The 20,117-nt window shown below is 36.5% G+C and carries 19 protein-coding genes and 1 riboswitch; of the genes, 11 read left to right on the top strand and 8 right to left on the bottom strand.

Annotated features, from left to right (window positions below):
- Window positions 1-528: 528 nt before the first annotated feature.
- The 4 genes from FG384_RS17460 to FG384_RS17475 all read left to right on the top strand — a co-directional run bounded on the left by FG384_RS17460 (window position 529) and on the right by FG384_RS17475 (window position 4,672).
- Window positions 529-1,221 carry a response regulator transcription factor gene (locus tag FG384_RS17460; protein ID WP_142643972.1) on the top strand — a complete coding sequence of 231 codons (693 nt, stop codon included), beginning with the start codon at window positions 529-531 and terminating at the stop codon, window positions 1,219-1,221.
- Between the two features lie 141 nt (window positions 1,222-1,362).
- Window positions 1,363-3,531 (top strand): sensor histidine kinase, encoded by a 2,169-nt coding sequence (locus FG384_RS17465; RefSeq protein ID WP_142643973.1) that lies wholly within the window; start codon window positions 1,363-1,365, stop codon window positions 3,529-3,531.
- Between the two features lie 129 nt (window positions 3,532-3,660).
- Entirely contained in the window at window positions 3,661-4,125 is a 465-nt protein-coding gene (locus tag FG384_RS17470; RefSeq protein ID WP_142643974.1) for a DinB family protein, read from the top strand.
- A gap of 19 nt (window positions 4,126-4,144) precedes the next feature.
- The gene (locus FG384_RS17475) at window positions 4,145-4,672 is read left to right on the top strand and encodes a P-loop NTPase family protein (RefSeq protein ID WP_142643975.1); all 528 of its coding nucleotides are present in this window, start codon (window positions 4,145-4,147) and stop codon (window positions 4,670-4,672) included.
- Window positions 4,673-4,791: 119 nt separating this feature from the next.
- Here FG384_RS17475 and FG384_RS17480 read toward each other — a convergent pair whose 3' ends face one another.
- From FG384_RS17480 to FG384_RS17505, 6 genes are all read right to left on the bottom strand, one after another.
- Window positions 4,792-5,043, bottom strand: a complete 252-nt coding sequence (locus tag FG384_RS17480) for a hypothetical protein (RefSeq protein ID WP_142643976.1) — start codon at window positions 5,041-5,043, stop codon at window positions 4,792-4,794.
- A gap of 55 nt (window positions 5,044-5,098) precedes the next feature.
- Window positions 5,099-5,740, bottom strand: coding sequence for a response regulator transcription factor (locus FG384_RS17485; protein ID WP_142643977.1), 642 nt, complete (start codon window positions 5,738-5,740; stop codon window positions 5,099-5,101).
- 45 nt (window positions 5,741-5,785) lie between these two features.
- Complete coding sequence (locus tag FG384_RS17490) at window positions 5,786-6,895, bottom strand: sensor histidine kinase (protein WP_142643978.1); 1,110 nt, start codon at window positions 6,893-6,895, stop codon at window positions 5,786-5,788.
- A complete protein-coding gene (gene liaF, locus FG384_RS17495) occupies window positions 6,892-7,593 on the bottom strand; it encodes a cell wall-active antibiotics response protein LiaF (protein WP_142643979.1) in 702 nt (233 codons plus the stop codon). Before liaF ends, FG384_RS17490 begins: the two co-directional genes overlap by 4 nt.
- A 219-nt stretch (window positions 7,594-7,812) precedes the next feature.
- Window positions 7,813-8,451, bottom strand: a complete 639-nt coding sequence (locus tag FG384_RS17500; protein WP_142643980.1) for a PspA/IM30 family protein — start codon at window positions 8,449-8,451, stop codon at window positions 7,813-7,815.
- Window positions 8,452-8,464: 13 nt separating this feature from the next.
- Window positions 8,465-8,818 carry a lmo0954 family membrane protein gene (locus tag FG384_RS17505; RefSeq protein ID WP_142643981.1) on the bottom strand — a complete coding sequence of 118 codons (354 nt, stop codon included), beginning with the start codon at window positions 8,816-8,818 and terminating at the stop codon, window positions 8,465-8,467.
- Between the two features lie 161 nt (window positions 8,819-8,979).
- Between FG384_RS17505 and FG384_RS17510 the strand changes: the two genes are divergently transcribed.
- The 6 genes from FG384_RS17510 (at window position 8,980) to FG384_RS17535 (ending at window position 16,282) form a co-directional block, all read left to right on the top strand.
- Window positions 8,980-10,071 carry a metallophosphoesterase gene (locus FG384_RS17510; protein WP_142643982.1) on the top strand — a complete coding sequence of 364 codons (1,092 nt, stop codon included), beginning with the start codon at window positions 8,980-8,982 and terminating at the stop codon, window positions 10,069-10,071.
- The gene (locus tag FG384_RS17515; protein WP_142643983.1) at window positions 10,071-10,673 is read left to right on the top strand and encodes a DedA family protein; all 603 of its coding nucleotides are present in this window, start codon (window positions 10,071-10,073) and stop codon (window positions 10,671-10,673) included. The genes FG384_RS17510 and FG384_RS17515 overlap by 1 nt, the downstream gene beginning before the upstream one ends.
- Before the next feature lie 9 nt (window positions 10,674-10,682).
- On the top strand, window positions 10,683-11,510 hold the full coding sequence (locus tag FG384_RS17520) for an undecaprenyl-diphosphate phosphatase (RefSeq protein ID WP_142643984.1): 828 nt from the start codon (window positions 10,683-10,685) through the stop codon (window positions 11,508-11,510).
- Window positions 11,511-12,278: 768 nt separating this feature from the next.
- Window positions 12,279-12,456, top strand: a riboswitch (cobalamin riboswitch).
- A 154-nt stretch (window positions 12,457-12,610) separates the two neighbouring features.
- Complete coding sequence (locus FG384_RS17525) at window positions 12,611-14,836, top strand: ribonucleoside-diphosphate reductase subunit alpha (protein WP_142643985.1); 2,226 nt, start codon at window positions 12,611-12,613, stop codon at window positions 14,834-14,836.
- Entirely contained in the window at window positions 14,836-15,258 is a 423-nt protein-coding gene (locus tag FG384_RS17530) for a flavodoxin (RefSeq protein WP_205961818.1), read from the top strand. The genes FG384_RS17525 and FG384_RS17530 overlap by 1 nt, the downstream gene beginning before the upstream one ends.
- Entirely contained in the window at window positions 15,251-16,282 is a 1,032-nt protein-coding gene (locus FG384_RS17535; protein WP_142643987.1) for a ribonucleotide-diphosphate reductase subunit beta, read from the top strand. The genes FG384_RS17530 and FG384_RS17535 overlap by 8 nt, the downstream gene beginning before the upstream one ends.
- 68 nt (window positions 16,283-16,350) lie before the next feature.
- On the opposite strand, the gene FG384_RS17540 is transcribed toward FG384_RS17535, so the two are convergent.
- Together FG384_RS17540 and FG384_RS17545 are read right to left on the bottom strand one after the other, a co-directional pair.
- Window positions 16,351-18,018 carry a sensor histidine kinase gene (locus tag FG384_RS17540; RefSeq protein WP_142643988.1) on the bottom strand — a complete coding sequence of 556 codons (1,668 nt, stop codon included), beginning with the start codon at window positions 18,016-18,018 and terminating at the stop codon, window positions 16,351-16,353.
- 1 nt (window position 18,019) lies between these two features.
- Window positions 18,020-18,718: a response regulator transcription factor gene (locus tag FG384_RS17545; protein ID WP_142643989.1), complete on the bottom strand. Its 699-nt coding sequence runs from the start codon at window positions 18,716-18,718 to the stop codon at window positions 18,020-18,022.
- Window positions 18,719-18,832: 114 nt separating this feature from the next.
- Between FG384_RS17545 and FG384_RS17550 the strand changes: the two genes are divergently transcribed.
- On the top strand, window positions 18,833-20,038 hold the full coding sequence (locus tag FG384_RS17550; protein WP_142643990.1) for a DUF418 domain-containing protein: 1,206 nt from the start codon (window positions 18,833-18,835) through the stop codon (window positions 20,036-20,038).
- The last annotated feature ends 79 nt before the right edge of the window (window positions 20,039-20,117 follow it).

The following is a 20,117-nucleotide window of genomic DNA, read 5'->3' on the forward strand; positions in this document are numbered from 1 at the left end:
AAATCCAAACGAAAGAGATTAGGCTACATTTTGTGAATGGTGACTTGGAAGAGCCGTGTGCGTAAATAGCGCAAGCACGGTTCTGTGAGGGGGGAGGAACACAATCTACCGCAAGGTAGAGAGGTTCCCTTCTACTCGACTAGTTGAACAAGTTAAGCCAACGTTTAGTTGGCTTTTTTGTTGCGCATCTGAAACATAAAGCCATAAACTAAAACTCCATCATTAAAGGGTTTACCAAGACTTAGAACAAGGTGGGTTTTTTTTTTTATAATGAAAAGTATATTTCTACCCAAAAGCACAAGTCCGGAATTTTAGTTATTTTCATGTACCCCAATTGCACCCCGTCTATAAATGTAGATAAAAAATCTGACGAGCCTTCTCAAAAGCCGTAAACAATAGGATATAGATTTTCTAAATACGAGTAAATAACTAGATTCTTAAGAATTTCTTCATAATTATTATGCTGGAATGTTAAGAAATGAAGGGTACAATAAGAAACATAAGAAAGGCAAGTGAGGAGGTAAGAATATGACACAGTTTACTGTATTAGTGACTGATGATGACCAAGATATTCGAGATGGCATCGAAATTTACTTAAAAAACGAAGGCTACCATGTACTAAAAGCAGCGGACGGACTTGAAGCATTACACCTTATAGAAGAAAATGAAGTCCATGTTATTGTGTTAGATATTATGATGCCTAAAATGGATGGAATTGCAGCGACATTTAAAATAAGAGAGCAAAAAAATATCCCTATTATTATGCTTAGTGCTAAGGCAGAAGATTCGGATAAAATTCATGGACTGTCAGTTGGAGCAGATGACTATGTAACGAAGCCGTTTCATCCAATGGAGCTGGTTGCACGTGTGAAGTCTCAACTTAGACGGTATACGAAACTTGGTACCTATCAAGGTCAACAAGCAGTCATTGAAATCGATGGACTTGCGTTAAACCAAGAAGCGAAGGAACTTACTGTTGAAGGTGAAACTGTCAAACTGACCCCTATTGAATTTAAAATAACGGAATTGCTGATGATAAACGCAGGACGTGTATTTTCCATCAATGAAATATACGAACGTGTTTGGAATGAACCAGCTTACAATGCGGAAAATATCGTGGCAGTGCATATTAGAAAAATACGAGAGAAAATAGAAGCAGATCCTAAAAATCCTAGGTACGTAAAGGTGGTGTGGGGCGTTGGCTATAAAATCGACAAGTAAAATGAATTTAATTTTGTCTATTTTTGCGATTTTTTGCGGTATGGTTTGTTTATCTTATTGCGTCGCCAACGTGCTACCTATAATTGAAAGTAATGAAAGCTTTATTCAAATCATTCGAATTATGAAAGAGGGTGTAGCAGGATGAAACATTCATTAGGAAAAAATATTTTGGTAAGTGTATTAGCTGTAATTACAGTATTTTCAATGTTTACGCTGATTGATCAAAGTAGCAATTACATTGGTAAAAATTATTTTGATAGCGACAGTTTTCAAATGGAGCTGACCGAATTTGAATCGTCTATTGTTCCATTAGTTTTTGCTGTTCCCGATAAAGAAGAAGTGAAGAAAAATATTACGGTAACACCAGAGGAAATAGAAGAATATCGTTTTCGATATGGGGATTTGGAGAGCCAATTAAATTCGATAAGAAACCAATATGAAACAAACGAAGAAGTAACAACGGAAACAACTACAGGCAATGGAGATACAGCAGAAACAGTTACGGCGATAGAAGAAGCATCTATAGCTGAACGCAATAAAAAGATAGAAGATATTACGAAAAACTTTACAGATGATAGCTATGTTGAAAAAAAGATTCGTAAAGAAAAAGAAGCACAAGTTGATGCCTATTATCAATCGATTGCTAGAGCCAAAAATAACCTCATGAATGATAACGATGATTTTGTTTATGATTTCAAAAATGTAGAAACAGGCGAGCAATTTAGTAATGGGGATACAAATTCAAAAAATGCGTTTATAAAAGAGTATTCTAGTAAACATGGCTATTTGAAGAAAAGTATTATTTATGAACAAGTAGAAGACTACTGGAATATCAGAAATTTAATCGACATTGAATTTGCTCGATTTGAAGGCACAATTGCTATTCCAGAATCCAACATGTTAAGTGGAGATAGAGCTTATGAATATAAATACTTTTTAACAAATCAACGCAAATTTTATGGAGTTATTCTAATTGGGATATTGGCTGCCATCGGGTTTATTTTATTGTGGAGAAAGAATAGTGACATATTCCGTCATGAAACTTATGAGCAAAAGTATCGTAAGCTGCCAATCGATGTGAAACTAGCGTCGTTTTTTATTAGTATTTTCGTGGTAATTAGTAACGTAAATTATTCGGTAGAATTTATATTTAATAGAGACTATGACATGCAGATAATTACGTTTGTTCTTGCAATCTTTTTTACTGCTTTAATTCTGTACCAATGGAAATGGATGCGCACTGGTTTTGGTACAGCTGACTGGAAACGAAGTCTTATTTACAGCTGGTGGAAATCATTAGAAGGTTTTTTCTTGAAGCAATCTATTGGGGTACAGACTTTGATTATGCTGATTGTAATGTTTTTCTGGGGATTTGGTACGATGCTAACGATTGTTCAACCAGCAGCAATAATCATTTGGATTCCAGCTACTGTATTAATAGGAATTCCAGTGCTTGTGGCTTTATTGTCAAGAACGGCTTACCTTAACCGCATCTTTGTGAAAACGGAGGAAATGGCAAGAGGTGTTATTCGAGATGAAGTAGAGGTAAAAGGACAATCAGCATTTTCCCATCATGCATCCAAATTAAACGATCTCCGTGATCGAATAAAATCATCTCATTCTGAACAAGCAAAAAGTGAGCGTTTGAAAACGGAGCTTATCACAAATGTGAGCCATGATTTGCGTACACCATTAACATCAATTATTACCTATACAGACTTATTGAAAAATCCAAGTATTACGGATGAAGAGCGAGCATCTTATATTGCGATTTTGGATAAAAAGTCAATGCGTTTGAAAACATTAATCGAAGACTTATTTGAAGTATCGAAAATGGCATCTGGCAATATGGAGTTAGACAAACGGAAAGTAGATTTAACACAATTATTGCAGCAAGCGATTGCAGAGCATCAGGAAGAGATTGATAAATCGGGCTTAGAATATCGTGTTAATATTAGTACTACTCCAATAATGTCCTATGTGGATGGTCAAAAGTGGTGGCGAGTACTCGATAACTTAATTATTAACACATTGAAGTACGCGCTTTCGAATACTCGGGTGTACATCAATTTAGATCAAGTGGATGGAGAAGCCGTTTTCGTTATAAAAAATATAGCGAAGTATGAATTAGGCAATAACGTAGATGAGTTGACGGAGCGATTTAAACGAGCAGACACATCACGTCATACAGATGGCTCGGGACTTGGTCTCGCTATTGCACAATCTATAGTGGACTTACACGGAGGCAGCTTACGAATGGAAGTAGATGGCGATTTATTTAAAGTGACAGTAAAAATAGCATCTATTTAATAAAAACGAGAAACCCATTATCGGGTTTCTCGTTTTTTTAGGTTAGTTGGAAAAATGAGTACTTTAGTTGGAAAACTATGTATCTCCACTTTTGATATACTATTTAAAATGCCAAAGGGGGAATTATTAATGGAAACAATGAGTCAATTAAGTTTTGCAAGAGTATATACACTAGGGAAGGTTAAACAAAGTAATGAAGCAGCTTGGGACATAAAGCCTAATGGATTTAACAATACGATTCGTTGGAATGTGGGACATATATTTGTGACGATGGAAACATTAACACAAAGAGCAATTCCATCTTACGAGCCGATCCATGCGGAATGGATTCCATTGTTTGTGCCTGGAACAAACCCAGACCAATGGGAAGTTGAGCCGCCAACGATGGAGGAACTAGTAGAAGCGCTTGAAAACCAGCCAGAACGAATAAAAGCAGTGCTTGCAAATAATTTAGAAAATTCTTTAGCAGAACCAATGTCTATTGGCAAGTTTCATCAAATGGATACAGTAGAAGCACTTGTACAATTTATGGTCTGGCATGAAGGTATTCACTCTGGAATTATCCATGCATTGAACCGGTGCAACGCAGAATAAACGTTGCAGGTGTATTTGGATGAAAATATACATTGTCGGGTCAGTTGGAAGTGGAAAAACAACGTTTGCACGAAGACTTTCGAAAACATTGGATTTACCTCATTATGAAACAGATAATTTTGTATGGCAAAGAAATAAAGGTGGAGACATACGAAATTCAGAGGAAATGAGGAACGAATTGTTTCAAAAAGTAATACTGCAAGAAAAGTGGATAATAGAAGGCGTTCATATAGGATGGACGGAAGCAGCAATAGAAGTAGCAGATAATATCCTCTTTCTGGATGTACCTATCCAAAAAAGAAAGTGGCGAATTATTAAAAGATATATTTTGCAACTGCTAAAACTAGAAAAAGCGAATTACAAGCCAACCTTTATTATTTTCAAAAGAATGTTTGGATGGAACTTATATTTTGAACAACATATGAAGCCTGAGTTTCTAGAAGCTTTCAACCCTCATAAAGAAAAAGTTGTTTACTTGAAGACGGAACTTGAGATGACTAGATGGATAGAGCAAAATAAAAGTAAATATGCATCGTTAGAAGCATAAGAAACTCGAAAGAAGGCTTACCTATCTAGGTAGGTCTTTCTTTAAAAGCTATTTTTGTGAACATGCTGCTTAATTAGTAAGGAAAAAGAGGATAACCTAAAAACACTCCATTTTTTAGGTTATCCTCTTTTTTTTAGTTCTTCAATTTCATTTATTAAGTATTCTAACTTACTCTGAATGTCTGACATTTGTTTCTGCTGATCTACTGCTGCTTGTTTTTCTAGTTTCTCAGCACGATTTGTTTCATACAAAACAATGCCTTCTCCAATAGTACCTACGACGTATCCAATTGAAAGAATGACAGAACTTATGAAACCAACAGTCAAGCCTAAGTTAGGTGGTAGCTCGTTATTTGGACCTTCAAGAGTCATGCTAACATCCTTTATTTCGTCTTTTCATTAGCATATGATGAATAGTTCTCATAGGTTATTTTTTCGAAGTAACAAGCTGATGTTCAAAAGCATAAATAACTGCCTGCGTTCGGTCGCTCACTTCAAGTTTTGACAAGATGTTGCTGACATGTGTTTTAGCAGTTTTCAGTGCAATAAAGAGTGTGTCTGCTATGTCTTGATTTGTTTTTCCTTCTGCCATGAGAAGTAATACTTCGAGTTCACGGTCTGTTAAGTCTTCATGAAGGGAATGATCGGTTCCTTGACGCATCCGTTTCATCATTTTGTTCGTTACCTCTGGCTCTAATACGGCATCCCCATTTAATGTTTTACGAATAGACTCCGCAATATGAGAAGCTTTAGAAGTTTTTAATAAATAGCTAATGGCACCAGCTTCGAGCGCGGGGTACACTTTATCATCGTCGATAAAGCTCGTTACAATCATCACCTTTGCTTCTGGCCACTTTTTAACAATTTCATTAGTAGCCTCTGCACCATTCATAATAGGCATAACCATATCCATCAATATAATATCTGGTTTATGTTCTAGAGCTAAGTCAACGGCTTCTTGACCATTCGTAGCTTCTGCCACTACTTCCATATCGGGCTGTGCCTGTAGATAGGCAGACACACCAATTCGAACCATTTCATGATCATCCGCGAGTAATATTCGAATCATTCTCTAGATCTCCTTTCTTATCTCCAAGCAACAGCAATGTAATAGTTACATGCCAATTCCTTGCGGTGGCTGAGGAGCTGCCTCTTCAGAAATTGCAATTTGCTCTTGTGCAAAGTTAGATGGACTGCCTGTGTTTTTCTCAATCGGAAGCTTCACTTCAACAATCGTACCTTGGGAAGGTACTGATACAACTTTGCATGTAGCACCAATTTCCACAGCTCTTTCCATTACGTTTTCCAAGCCATAAGATCCTGTTTTTGCGTCGGATACTTCAAATCCAACACCGTTGTCCTGCACTCTGAAAATAGCGAGGTCGTCTCGCTCTACGAACAAAATATCCACTTCCGTTGCGTTGGCATGGCGCAATGTGTTGGACAATGTTTCTTGTGCTATACGAAATAAATGGTCCTCGGCTCCTTTTGGTAAAGGGACCTCTTCTAAACGATAACGTATCGTGAAAAACACTTTTTGTTGCAATTCGATTAATAGCTCTTCCATCCCTTGCTTCAAAGTCTTATCATGCAATGCTGCTGGACGTAAATGGAGTAACAATGCACGCATTTCAAGCTGTGCTTGCTGCACAATTTTTTCAGTTTGTAGTAAAGTTTTTGAAGCTTCTCCGTTTTGCGATTCCTCTATTTCAACCATTGTAGAAAGAAGCATGGATGCTGCAAATAATTGCTGTGAAACCGAATCATGCAGCTCTCTTGCCAAACGTTGTCTCTCTTGCACGATACGTTCTTGAATAAGCTTATCTTGTGCTTCTGCTTTTTCATTTGTAATTCGTTGCAATGTTTTACGTTGGGTCAAAATGAGCTGCTCTAATTGTTTCGTTGTGACTTGTAGTCGCTTCGAATACGCATATTTTTTATTGTTTGGTATGAATGATTCTGCTTCTAATAATGGTCGTAGGCTTGTTTCGATTCTCTTTTCCTGATCTCGTACTTTTAGGAGAGTATTTAATGAAAAGCTAAAGCTGATAAGTATTAATACGATAATAATCCATGCACCTAGAGGAATTTCAGCATATCTAGTCTCTAGTAAAGACCACCATGCATTATCGTTCGGCCATCCCCAAAGTGTATATAGTAAAAGTGCTGAGAGAGCTAATAAAATAATAAAAATGGACAAACCTTGACCAAACAATATCTTCATTTACGAATCACCTCAATATCCCCAATCCATGTAGACACAGTGATAACTAACTCTGAAGCATAATTGACATCTTCCTGGTAACCATCTTTTAATACTACCGATTGGTTCCATAAACGTTGAACCCCTCGACCAAAAATATTCGCTTCTCCAATGATGGTTGCGTAATGGAGTCTTACAGGTACTTCATACGGAACATAAATCGTTACTTTTCCGAGTGATTGGCGGATAGAAATAAAGGAAGTGCCTTTTGGTAAAACAGTTTGTGTCACATCGATTACATGCTCACCGTAGAAACTTTGAACATGCACGTCTTGCCATTCATAAGCATTGAAAGGTGTAGTTTGAGCTGAAAACAGCTTGTTTTGAATAATACTGTTCGGTGTTTCTTTATATACCGTATCGAATGGTCTAATTACTTGTCGAACCGGTTCGTTTTTCCAAAGCTTATGAAGTACATACATCATAATGGCGATTAATAAAAGTCGTAAGCTCCACATAGAAAAAACGGCAATGAGGATAAAAATGATCCCGCCCCAAAATAAGAAACGAGTTCGTTTACGAAAACTAAAATAGATCATCCCGATGCCAAGAAGGACTAATACAATGCTGCCATTTCCAAAAATTGTTGCTTCAATGAACATAAGAAAAACAAAGCAAATGAGGATAAAAGCAAGCTTGTTCGTTTGGTTTTCCTTCATCCAAGTATTCCCCCTTCTTCACATAAAGATTGTAAAGTCATATGTCTTAAAGTCTAATCCGCAGACTCCTTCAAAGTATACTTTCTAACAGCTTGAGGAGAAGACGATCGCCTTCTCCACTTTACTGCTAAATTAACTGCCTAGTCTCCAATCCCCACAAAGCTCATTGTATATAACCTGTCGGAGGAAGATTTAGGATAATATCGCTTTTCTTATAGTTTACACAATTTCTGCCTTTGGTTGTGCATTTTTTTCTAACATTTCTAAACGTTGTTCCATAGACGTGACTTCATGTTCTTTTTCTATTTTTTGTCCAAGGCGTTCGATGTATTGCTCCATCTCTTGAAATGTACCAAAGTTTTTTTCTTTTTGTTCTGGTTGTAGAATTCGATCCATTTGATGATGTGCACGAGTTACATTTTCTTTGCCCATCAACTGTAATTGACGAACTTTCATATCTTTAATTTTATGTTTCATCTCTTCATATTTACGTTCAAGACCGAAAAGTTCTTCTGTTGTTTGTTGAATGCTGTTTTGTAAAACAGAAGATCTTTCGTTGTATGCGTTCACTTCCGCTTGTGCAAAGGCTATTAAGTCTTCTTCACCGCTTGCAGTAGCAAGCTCCACTTGCTGTTTACGTTTTTCAATCATTTGTTTTGTTTCTTCTAGTTCTTTTTCAAGTTCTTGTTTTAATTTTCCTTGGCGCTCTAACCACTTGCCGGTTTGTTCTGTTTGTTTTTCTGCTTCGCGGATGTATTGATTGAGCATAGCGATTGGATTTTTATCCTCTTTTTTATCAAACATTTTGTGTAAATCTGCCTCTACTGAATATTTGAATCGTTTCCATAATGATGTCATGGTTGTTTCCTCCTTATTTTGAAAGTTCATTCCATTGTTTTTCGAAATTAACAAATGGGTCATCGGATTTTACTGAAGGTGCTGAAAAGCTAACTGATTCGTTGTTCCATTTCTTCACTACATACCAGACACCTACGATTGCTAAAATTCCGAAGAAACCTGGCACGTTAGCAACAGCAGAAAGTAATCCAATTATCCCTACGCTTGCCCAAAAGATTTTCAAAAAGGTAGATTCACTTTTTAGATAGAAGTGCATCCCGGCAAATACGATTAATGCGGATACTCCTAATCCTAATAGGGAACCTAAGTTTGCAAGAGCAACGATTCCTGCAGTAATACCAAGTACTAATAAACCAAATTTTTTCATGTGATTGTTCCTCCTCTCGTTTGTATTTATAGCTTATCAATTCCACTAATTATTCCAAACGGGCTAGGAAACGATTTTCGTATCGGTCTAGAGGCTTAGAGGGGAGTGCAACTTACAAATCTGCTATACTAAATGAAAAATACAAAAAATGGAGAACTAAAATGAAGAGAATTAGTGCAGCTGTATTCGCAGTGATATTATATTCTGCTATTGTGTTTTATTTTGGTTGGTGTGTTGTCCAATGGCTGGACACAGTTGTGCCAAATGTTAATAGATTAATATTCGGTATTGTGTGGACACTTATTGCATATGGATTTATTATTGGACGAATTGATCATAGATTGAGATTGTTTAGTATGGCAGGTTCTTATTGGATGATTATCATGCAGTACGGTGTTATTTTATTTCCTATTGCAACGATTATGGCATGGATACTACCAAGTCGATTACAAATTATTGGTTGGATAGTTCTCTTTATCTTTCTTTTTATAAGTTTATTAGGGACTTTCAAGGCTTATACACCAGTTGTCCGAGAACTCTCTATTAAGATGCCAAAAAAGAATGCAAAACTTTCCGAACTAAAAGTAATAGTTGCTTCTGATTTCCATCTTGGTTTATTATCCAATAAGGCGCATTTGAAGCGCTTTGTGAATAAGTCGAATGAGCAGAAACCGGATTTAGTTTTACTCGTTGGAGATTTAGTCGATGACGACCCAATTTGGTTTGTGAAAAACGGAATGTCTGAAGTGATGAAGCAGCTAACTTCGACGTATGGTGTGTATGGAGTACTTGGAAATCACGAATACTATGGAAAGAAAATTCCTCTATTAGTAGAAGAAATGGAAGCATCTAATGTGAAAATGTTACTAGATGAAACCATTTTGTTGGGCGACTCGTTCTATTTAACGGGTAGAGAAGATTTGACGAACAGAGAAAGAAAACAACTTTCTTTTTTGGTTCCTGAAAATCGAAACCTTCCTTGGTTTGTGATGGACCATACGCCTTCGAATTTACTAATTCCGGAGAAAGAAGGAGTAGACTTTCATGTATCTGGTCATACACATCGAGGACAAATGTGGCCAAATCACATTTTTACTAGAAAGATGTTTGAACTAGATTATGGGTATAAACAACTAAGGGGCTTGCATGCGATTGTATCATCAGGATTCGGTTTTTGGGGTCCACCTATTCGTTTAGGTAGTCAATCGGAATTGTGGTCAGTAAACATTAAGTTTGAGGACGTGAAAGTATAGTGGAAGCATGGATTACTGACTGGATGAATCAGTTTGGTTACCTTGGTGTATTTTTATTAATATTAATCGAAAATGTTTTTCCACCTATCCCTTCTGAAGTAATTCTAACACTCGGAGGATTTATGACGACGACAACAATGATGACGAAGCTCGGTATTATTGTTGCATCTACGTCAGGTTCTGTTGTTGGAGCAGCTATTTTATATTGGATTGGTTCGCTTTTGGACGTAGAACGTTTGGAGAAAATTGTTCAGAAGTATGGAAAAATTTTACGATTGAGCATTAAAGATGTTCATAAAGCAGATGCGTGGTTCGACAAATATGGCGTTTGGGCTGTATTTTTCGGAAGACTTGTCCCGCTTGTTCGAAGTCTAATTTCGATACCTGCTGGGATGTCGAATATGAAGTTTGGGTTATTCCTTTTATTTACAACGTTAGGAACGTTAATATGGAACACAGTATTAGTTTCAGTAGGAGCAGCAGTCGGCGAAAATTGGAACGAAATCGTAGGGTATATGGATATATACTCCAACATAGTGTATGTTATATTGGCCATCATTGGCGTCGCATTTCTTGTTTGGTATTTTAAAAAACGTGACTAAGGAGATCTTATGGAATTTCTAGAATTGTTAAAAGCATTAATATTAGGATTTGTAGAAGGTATGACTGAGTTTGCACCCGTTTCTTCCACAGGGCATATGATTATTGTGGATGATATGTGGCTGAAAACAGAGGAATTTTTAGGGATGTATTCAGCAAATACATTTAAAATTGTAGTCCAATTAGGCTCGATTTTAGCTGTAGTAGTTGTTATGTGGAAACGATTATTTAGTTTAGTAGGATTATATAAAATAGAAAGTGAGCAATCGAGCAAGCAGTTCAATTTGCTGCATGTAATTGTTGGAATGCTTCCTGCTGTTATTTTAGGGTTTGCGTTTAAAGATCTAATTGATGATTATTTATTCGGGGTGGAAACTGTAATTTTCAGTCTTGTTGCAGGTGCTATTTTGATGATTGTTGCGGATAAATTTGGACCTAAAAAACCGAAGATTGTTACGCTTGACCAAATTACATATGCGCAAGCATTTAAAGTAGGTCTTGTTCAATGTCTATCATTATGGCCAGGTTTCTCCCGTTCAGGAGCAACGATTTCCGGTGGTGTCTTGTTCGGAATGAGTCATAAGACCGCAGCAGACTTTACATTTATTATGGCTGTACCTATTATGGCTGGAGCAAGTCTTGTGTCAGTTCTAAAAAATTGGGAACAAATTAATATTGATGACATGGGCTTTTATATAGTTGGATTTTTAAGTGCATTTGTGTTCGCACTAGTTTCTATTAAATTCTTCTTAAAACTTATTGACCGTATTAAGTTAACACCATTTGCAATTTATCGTCTTATTTTAGCGGCAGTGCTAGCAGTTATTGTGTTTATGTAAAAGAAGTATGGGCAGACATTTATTGGCTGTCTGCTCAACTTGTCGACAAGTGCATTTTTATGAATCAAAATGTATTAAGAACATAGTGATTATTGTGCTTTTCCTGAGCAATCGCTTCAGGCGGACGCTTTCCGCGGGCTCGCGCCAAGCCTCTTTGGCTTTGCCTGCGGGGTCTTGGACTTTCTCGCTGTCCCGCAGGAGTCGCCGCCTTCCGCTCATTTTATCTTCAATAAACAGAAAAGTGGACAACTAATCACAGCATCTTCAGATTTCCACTTTCACCTTTTGAAAAATAGGAAGGGCCCGCCACGGAGACTCCTGTGGGAATAGCTTGAGCTGAAGACCCCGCAGAAACGGCAGTGACGAGGAGGCTGAAGCCAAGCCCACGGAAAGCGAAGTGGCGGGCCCTGCTGATTCTCTTATACATCTCTACTCATTGTAAAACGAATTTGTCTACAGTGTGGGCAGACATTGTTGGGATGTCTGCTTTTTTATTTTAAGAATGAGTTGGACAATCCAAAGAAGAAGTTGGACAATAGATTCCGAATGTTGGACAATCCAAAGAAGAAGTTGGACAATAAATTCCGAATGTTGGACAATCCATAGAAATAATTGGACAATAAATTCTAAAAGTTGGACAATCCCACGCTAGTAAAAGGATGACGTGACTATGCAAAAATGCTACTAAATTTGGTAGAGTCTTTCTTCCTATGTACAAGCCTAAACACAATATGTTAGATTGTATAAGTAAATAAAACACAATATATAGTATGTAAACGATGAAAAGGTACCTTTATGGTTTAAAAGGGAATTCGGTAAAATGCCGAAGCTGTCCCCGCAACTGTAAGTGTCGACGACTGTCTAAAAGCCACTGCGAGAAATCGTGGGAAGGAGGACAGAAGGATGAAACACGAGCCAGTAGACCTGCCTTCTTATCGGTGAAGCAACACTTTCTTCGGGGGTTGAGAGGTGGAGGCGATGGACTTTCTCTTAATCGATGGAATTGTCTTGTTGTTTCCTACTTTTAATTTTGAGCGATGCTCTGCCGAAGAGGCAAGGGGATCGCTTTTTTGTTCCCTAAAACTAAGGAGGAATAACATATGACATCTATAACGTATTCAGTAAAAGAAGAGGTACTACATAACTTAATAAAAGAATTTGGAGAAGAAAAAATAGCGCCACTCATCAAATCACATGAAAGATGGATGAAGAAATTTCCTGAAGGAACTGCTTCTGATTGGGCTAAGTCCATGTCACTAGAAGCATTAAGTTTTTTAAATGAAGATGAAACATATTGGACATTTGTTGCAGCACGTATTCATTTAGCAGATGTATATGAAAAAGTAGCAGTACATAGAGGGACTAATCCAGATGTAGTGTATAGCAAATTTGCAGATAACGTACAAAAATTAAGTGTAAAAGGCATTTATGACAAACGTCTAACAGAAGCATATTCTCCAGCTGAACTGCAACAAATAGCAGAAGTAATCGTGCCAGAACGAGACTTTTTATTCACATATATTGGATTAAAAACATTACTAGACCGTTACGTAGCGAAAGATTTTGATAAATCGATCGTTGAACTACCACAAGAACGCTGGCTTATCATTGCAATGACGCTAATGAAAGATGAAAAAGAAAATCGTCTTGGGAAAATAAAAGAAGCATATTGGGCGACAAGCAATTTATATATGACTGTAGCAACACCAACTTTATCAAATGCAGGAAAGCCTCATGGTCAGTTATCTAGTTGCTTCATTGATACAGTAGATGATAGTCTGCAAGGAATTTACGATAGCAATACGGACGTAGCAACGCTCTCCAAATTTGGTGGTGGAATCGGGGTGTACATGGGGAAGGTACGTAGCCGTGGGTCTTCTATTCGTGGCTTTGTAGGAGCATCCAGCGGAGTACTTCCTTGGATCAAACAACTTAATAATACGGCAGTAAGTGTGGACCAGCTTGGTCAGCGCCAAGGGGCAATTGCTGTTTACCTAGATGTTTGGCATAAAGACATTTTCACTTTCCTAGATTTACGTTTGAATAATGGGGATGAGCGTCTTCGTGCACACGATATTTTCACTGGCGTATGTTTACCAGATTTATTTATGGAAAAAGTAGACGCTCGAGAAGAGTGGCATTTATTTGATCCACAAGAAGTACGTCAATTAAAAGGTTATTCTTTAGAAGATTTTTATGATGAAAAACGTGGAGACGGTTCATTTAGAGAAAAATATGAGGAATGTGTACATGATAGTCGTTTATCTCGTGAAACAGTTCCAGCTATCGACTTGATGAAACGAATTATGCGTTCTCAACTTGAAACAGGTGTACCATTCATGTTTTACCGCGATGAAGTAAATCGTAGAAACCCAAATAAGCATGCTGGGATGGTTTATAGCAGTAATTTATGTACGGAAATATTCCAAAACCAGAGCGCTACATCTTTTGAGTCTATTCAATTAGAAGATGATGTCATCGTAACTCGTCGCAAAGCTGGAGATTTCGTTGTATGTAACTTATCTTCTATTAATCTTGGGCGTGCGGTTCCGGAAAATGTATTAGAACGCCTGATCAAAATCCAAGTGCGCATGCTGGATAATGTAATCGATTTGAATATGATACCTGTACCACAAGCTGAACGTACAAATGCTAGATACCGTGGAATTGGACTTGGAACATTTGGATGGCATCATTTACTAGCGTTGAATAGCATTCGCTGGGAATCAGACGAAGCAGTAGAGTTTGCAGATAAATTATACGAAAGAGTTGCTTATTTAACGGTACAAGCATCTATGGAGCTAGCGAAAGAAAAAGGAGCATATCCGTTATTTGAAGGGTCAGATTGGCAGACGGGAGCATACTTTGAAAACCGCCAGTACGAAAGTGAAGAATGGAACGAACTGCGTCATCAAGTCGCGGAAAATGGGATTCGAAACGGCTATTTAATGGCTGTTGCACCGAACTCATCAACATCTATTCTAGCTGGAAGCACTGCGAGTATTGACCCGATTTTCCAAAAGTCTTACTCGGAAGAGAAGAAGGACTATAAAATTCCGGTTACGGTACCAGATCTTAACTCGGAAACGACATGGTTTTACAAATCTGCATACTTTATTGATCAACATTGGACATTAAAGCAAAATGCAGCACGCCAACGCCATATTGACCAAGGGGTTTCTTTAAATTTATATGTGCAAAATACGATTAAAGCAAAAGAATTACTAGATCTACACTTAGATGCTTGGAATAGTGGACTTAAAACGACATATTATGTTCGTTCCACTTCAGTTGAATTAATCGATTGTGATTCTTGTTCAAGCTAATGAAAGCAATTATATGCTATTTAAGCTATAGCGGAAATACAGAAGAAATAGCTGAATTAATAAAGAGACGGCTTGTGGAAAGTGGCTATCTCGTTGATATGTATATGATAGGTTTTGGCCCAGTGCCAGACCTATCGATATATGACAAAATATTTTTAGGAACCTTCACGTGGGATAAAGGAAGCACACCAGATGAGATGAAAGAATTCGCTCTGGAAGTTGGCTATAAACCAGACAATGTTTATGTATTTGGTTCAGGAGATACCCAATTCGGAGGAGACGATTTATTTTGCGGAGCTGTTGATAAATTAGTGAAGTTTTATAACTGTTGCTATGGTGGCTTAAAAATAGAACAATCTCCGAGAGGAAGCCAAGAAAAAATAGTAACTAAATGGTTAGAAGGAGTTTTAGAAAATGGATAAAGCAAAAACATTAGACCCTAGAAACCCTAATAAATCGACGGGTATTTTTAACGGAAAATCAAGTGGTATATTAAATTGGAATGATATTGCTTATCCGCACTGGTATAAAATCTATAAACGATTGTTAGGAAACTACTGGCAAGCAGATGAAATAAATATGTCTAGTGATGTAAAACAATTCCCTAATTTAACTAAACCAGAGCAAGATACCTATTTAAAAGTTATAGGATTACTTGCAACACTTGATGCACCACAAACAAGAACAGCATTATTACTATCATTATATGCAACGGATCCTTCTGTCCAATCCATTATGGCTGTAATTGCACAACAAGAAGCAGTTCATAATGAAAGCTATTCATATGTTTTATCATCCGTTGTTTCACTAGACGAGCAAAATAAATCATTTGATCTTGGAAGAACAGATGCGATATTACTAAAAAGAAATGAAAACATTATTAAGTATTACAATGAATTTGTGGAAAATCCTACAACTGAAAATATACTAAAAACATTAACTTATACTACATTACTAGAAGGATTATTTTTCTATTCTGGATTTGCATTTTTCTATAATTTAGCACGCTATAATAAGATGGTCGGTACATCCACAATGATCAGCTATATCAACCGTGACGAACTGGAGCACGGACGCTTTATCTCCGAATTGTTTAGAGCCACTTTATCTGAAAATCCAGAGCATAATAATGATGAACTAATTGGTTGGGTATATGATCAATTTAAAGAATCTGTTGATTTAGAAATTGAGTGGTCTAACTATGTGTTGAAGGATATTGAAGGTATCGATTTAGATGATATGCAAGGCTACATTAAATATCGTGCAAATAAAATGTTGCGTCTCATTGGGCTTAATGAAATATACCCTGAATATGTAGAGAATCCGATGAAATGGATTCGCGCATACGCAGACAATATAGATGGGACCAAAACAGATTTCTTTGAACAAAAGTCACGTCAATACGTAAAAGTAAATGCAATAGATAACGGGTTTGATGATTTGTAATTTGTTATCACTTTCGCTGTAAAATAATCGTCCATCAGTCATTATTACTGATGGACGATTATTTTTATCTATATAGAAGGAAGAATAATGGTGATGATTGTTCCTTGATTATTTGACTCCACTCGAATTTCTCCATCATGTGCTTCCACAAGTTGTTTCGTTATAGCGAGTCCTAAGCCTGTTCCGGAAACGTCAGATGTTGTATTTGTACCTCGATAATAACGGTCAAATAGGTTTTCTAGTTCTTCGGCAGGAATCCCATTCCCCTCATCTTTTACCTGTAAGTATACCTGTTCTTTTTTTTGCCCAATTTCTATAAATACGTTCGTTCCTTCTGGAGTATGCTTAATCGCATTTCCAACTAAATTATCGAGCACTCTTGCAAATAACTTTGGATCAATAAATACATGTACATTGGAATGATGAGAAGGCACATGTAAGTTTGGCCAAATGGAGTTACATACATAGTTATATATATAGTCATACAAATTGATGTCTAATCGTTCTATAGCTATGGCATTGTTTTTAAGCTGATACGTATAGGTCAAATCATCAATGAGTGCATCCATATAACTGGCTTTTTCTTTCATCGTTTCTGCAAAAGTCTTCACCTCATCATCTGACCATTCATAATCTTTGGAAGATAACATCGTTGAATAGCCATAAATGGAACTAAGTGGCGTTTTTAAATCATGTGAAAGGCCAGTAATCCAGTCCTCACGAAGTTTTTCCGTTTGCAAAATTTTCCGTTCGTTTTCTTTTAACGTATGTGTTAACTGAGATAGTGACTGATCTATATCTTCATATACACGGTATTTACGTTTAAATCTGCCAGTTTTTTTAGTACGAAGTTTTCGATCATCTAATGAAGCATAGTCTTGTTTTCCCAACTTTTCGATTCGTCTCAAAAAGTATAAAACAGGACGCCCAAATCGATTTCCAATCCAAAAGGAGAAGAGAATTATAAATAATAAAAGTAGGATGTGAAAAATCAAAATCGCCAAGGCGAATTTTTTGAGACCGTTTTTAAATGCAGGTTCAAATGGATGATAGAGCGAATTACTCATTCGTACAACAGCAGTAGTTCCATCTTCCAATAATTCTGAAGCAACAATTTCTTTTCTTTCCGTATAATCATGAGAGCCGGCGAGGATTTCAACGCCATTCAGCGCTTTTTGAGATGCCCCGAAGACAACTTGTTGACGTTTTCCGACTGCATCGTATATTTCAAAGCTAGCTTCGGCATCAGATAGTTGTTTTTTTATGTCTATAGATAACTCATCAGGGTATTGCTGAACTGCTGTTGATAATAATTGCTTTGCAGGATGGTTTTCAATAAATACTAAATACAAGCTATTTTCTTGAATCCAAACAAAAGCCTCGTTAGATTTTGACATTGCTACAAAATCTGAAATAAGGTAACTCGTACAGCACTTATACCCTTTTTTTGAACTTGCAAGCACAGTGCCTTTCTTATCAATTAATTGAACAACCCCATTATTTGCATTTGCAGAGTCGATTAGTTTTTGGGATAAATGATAAGTACCATCTATATCCTTTTTAATGTCTTCCTCTAGCTCAAAAGCATCTAAATCGCGAATGTTTGTATAACTACTAGTACTTATAATATCGTAAATTACAAATGCTGTTAGCCCGGAAGATGCAATAAGTAAAAAGCCATAAAACACAACGAAGTATGCTAAAAACCGTATAGTCATTTTGCCTGATAAGCTCATGTCAGTGTTCCTCGCTAATTATCTTATAGCCAATTCCACGAATTGTCAGGAGAAGCTGTGGACTTCCTGGGTTCACTTCAATTTTCTCTCGTAACTTTCGAATATGCACCATAATGGTATTATCATCGATAAAATGTTCCTCGCCCCATACTTGCCCATAAATTTGTTCTTTTGATAATACTTGTCCAGGATGTTCACAAAAGAAATGGAGTAAGTGAAATAGTTTTCCGGCTAATACAGTAGTTTTTCCTGCAACGGTAAGCTCTGCTGCTTGAATATCTAATTGAAAGCGTCCGAAATCATATAATGGTTTTGACTTTGTAATGGAGGGTAAGTATCTTTTCATTTGTACTTTCACGCGAGCAGCAAGCTCCATTGGGTTAAAAGGTTTTGTAATATAATCATCTGCTCCGTACATAAAGCCTCTAATTTTATCTGCATCATTTGCTTTTGCTGTTAAGAAGAAGATCGGTGCATCTGATTGTTTTCTAATATGTTCTGCTAAATCGAGACCTGTTCCATCAGGTAACATAATATCTAATATATATAAATCATACGTATTTTGTGTAATATGTGCAGTGGCGTCTTTAAAACTTGTACAAACATTGATATTGTTAAATCCTTCTTTTCTTAATATGATGTCTACCATGTCTCCTATTGCTTGTTCATCATCCACAACTAATATTTTCGCATTAAACAATGATTTCAACTCCAAAATTTAAGATTTCTTTAAGGTACGTTTCATTTTGAGATAAGCTTTCTATCTTATACTAACAAATGAGCGATAGAAAATTCTAGGAGGATTACTAATAAAATGGAGAGAGTAAGATTAATAGACAGCTTAAGGGGGCTTAGCCTGTTTGGTATATTACTGGCGAACTTGCTTATATTTCAATATGGAATCTGGGGAAAAGATGAAATATCTTACTTTTCCTTATCAAGCATGGATGCCGGTGCCTACAAATTTATTAAAATAGTAGTAGAAGGTAGCTTCATGCCAATCTTTACGTTCTTATTTGGATACTCACTTATTAAATTGGTGGAGTCATTAAAAAGTAAAAACGTCAAAGTAAAAAGACACTTAGTGAGACGTTTTATAATTCTAATGGTTTTTGGAATTTTGCATAGTACATTTTTATGGGAAGGGGATATTTTGACTTTTTACGGTTTAATGGGCTTCTTTCTCTTAATGTTTATAAACAGAAAAAAGAAAACACTTATTATATGGGGAATTATTTTATTTGTTTTGACTAACGCCATGGGATACGGCATATATGAAGAAACGAAGGAAGAAAAAGAAAAACTATCATCCTATATAGTCAAAACAAATGATATTTATAAAAACGATACATATTCAGAAATTAAGTATCATCGAAATAATGAAGATCCATTGTTGTTGGAAAATGAATTTTTTATTTTGTTCGTCTTAATATTAGCTCCCTTTTTGACAGCCCCACTTTTCTTGTTTGGTATGGCAGCTGCGAAAGGGAACATGTTTACTAAACCGCATTTGGAACAAAAATGGTATAAGGTTGGAGCATTACTATTACCAATAGGTATTGGACTAAAAAGTGTTAGTATATTGTTACAAGAGAATGCTTGGTCATCCATATTATTAAATGTTGGTGCGCAGTTGCTTTCAATCGGATATATAGCAGCATTTTCGATTCTTTTTGTATCATTATCGAAATCAGTAGTATTTCGTGGATTTGAAAGCGTAGGTAAGCTTTCACTAACGAATTATATAATGCAAACTGTTCTATGTACTTCTATTTTTTATGGTTACGGATTAGGTTTATTCGGAGATTTTGGAATGGTAAATAGTATTATTCTTGGGTTAGTAATTTTTGCTCTACAGTGTGTGTGTAGCACTCTGTATTTGAAAAAATTCAACCGTGGTCCACTTGAGTATATTTTACGAATGGGAACTAACTTTTCTTGGAATGGATCTGTGAAAAAGAAAAGACCTTTCTTAAAAAAATCTAAAAAAGTAGAAATAGAAAACACCCCAGTTTTATAAAGGGCATTGTGTCCAAAATAAAAAGTCTGCTATTCATTCAAATTCGAACGAATAGCAGACTTTTTTCTCTTCATTATGT

This window comes from Psychrobacillus vulpis, from assembly GCF_006861825.1.
In the GTDB taxonomy this organism is placed as follows: domain Bacteria; phylum Bacillota; class Bacilli; order Bacillales_A; family Planococcaceae; genus Psychrobacillus; species Psychrobacillus vulpis.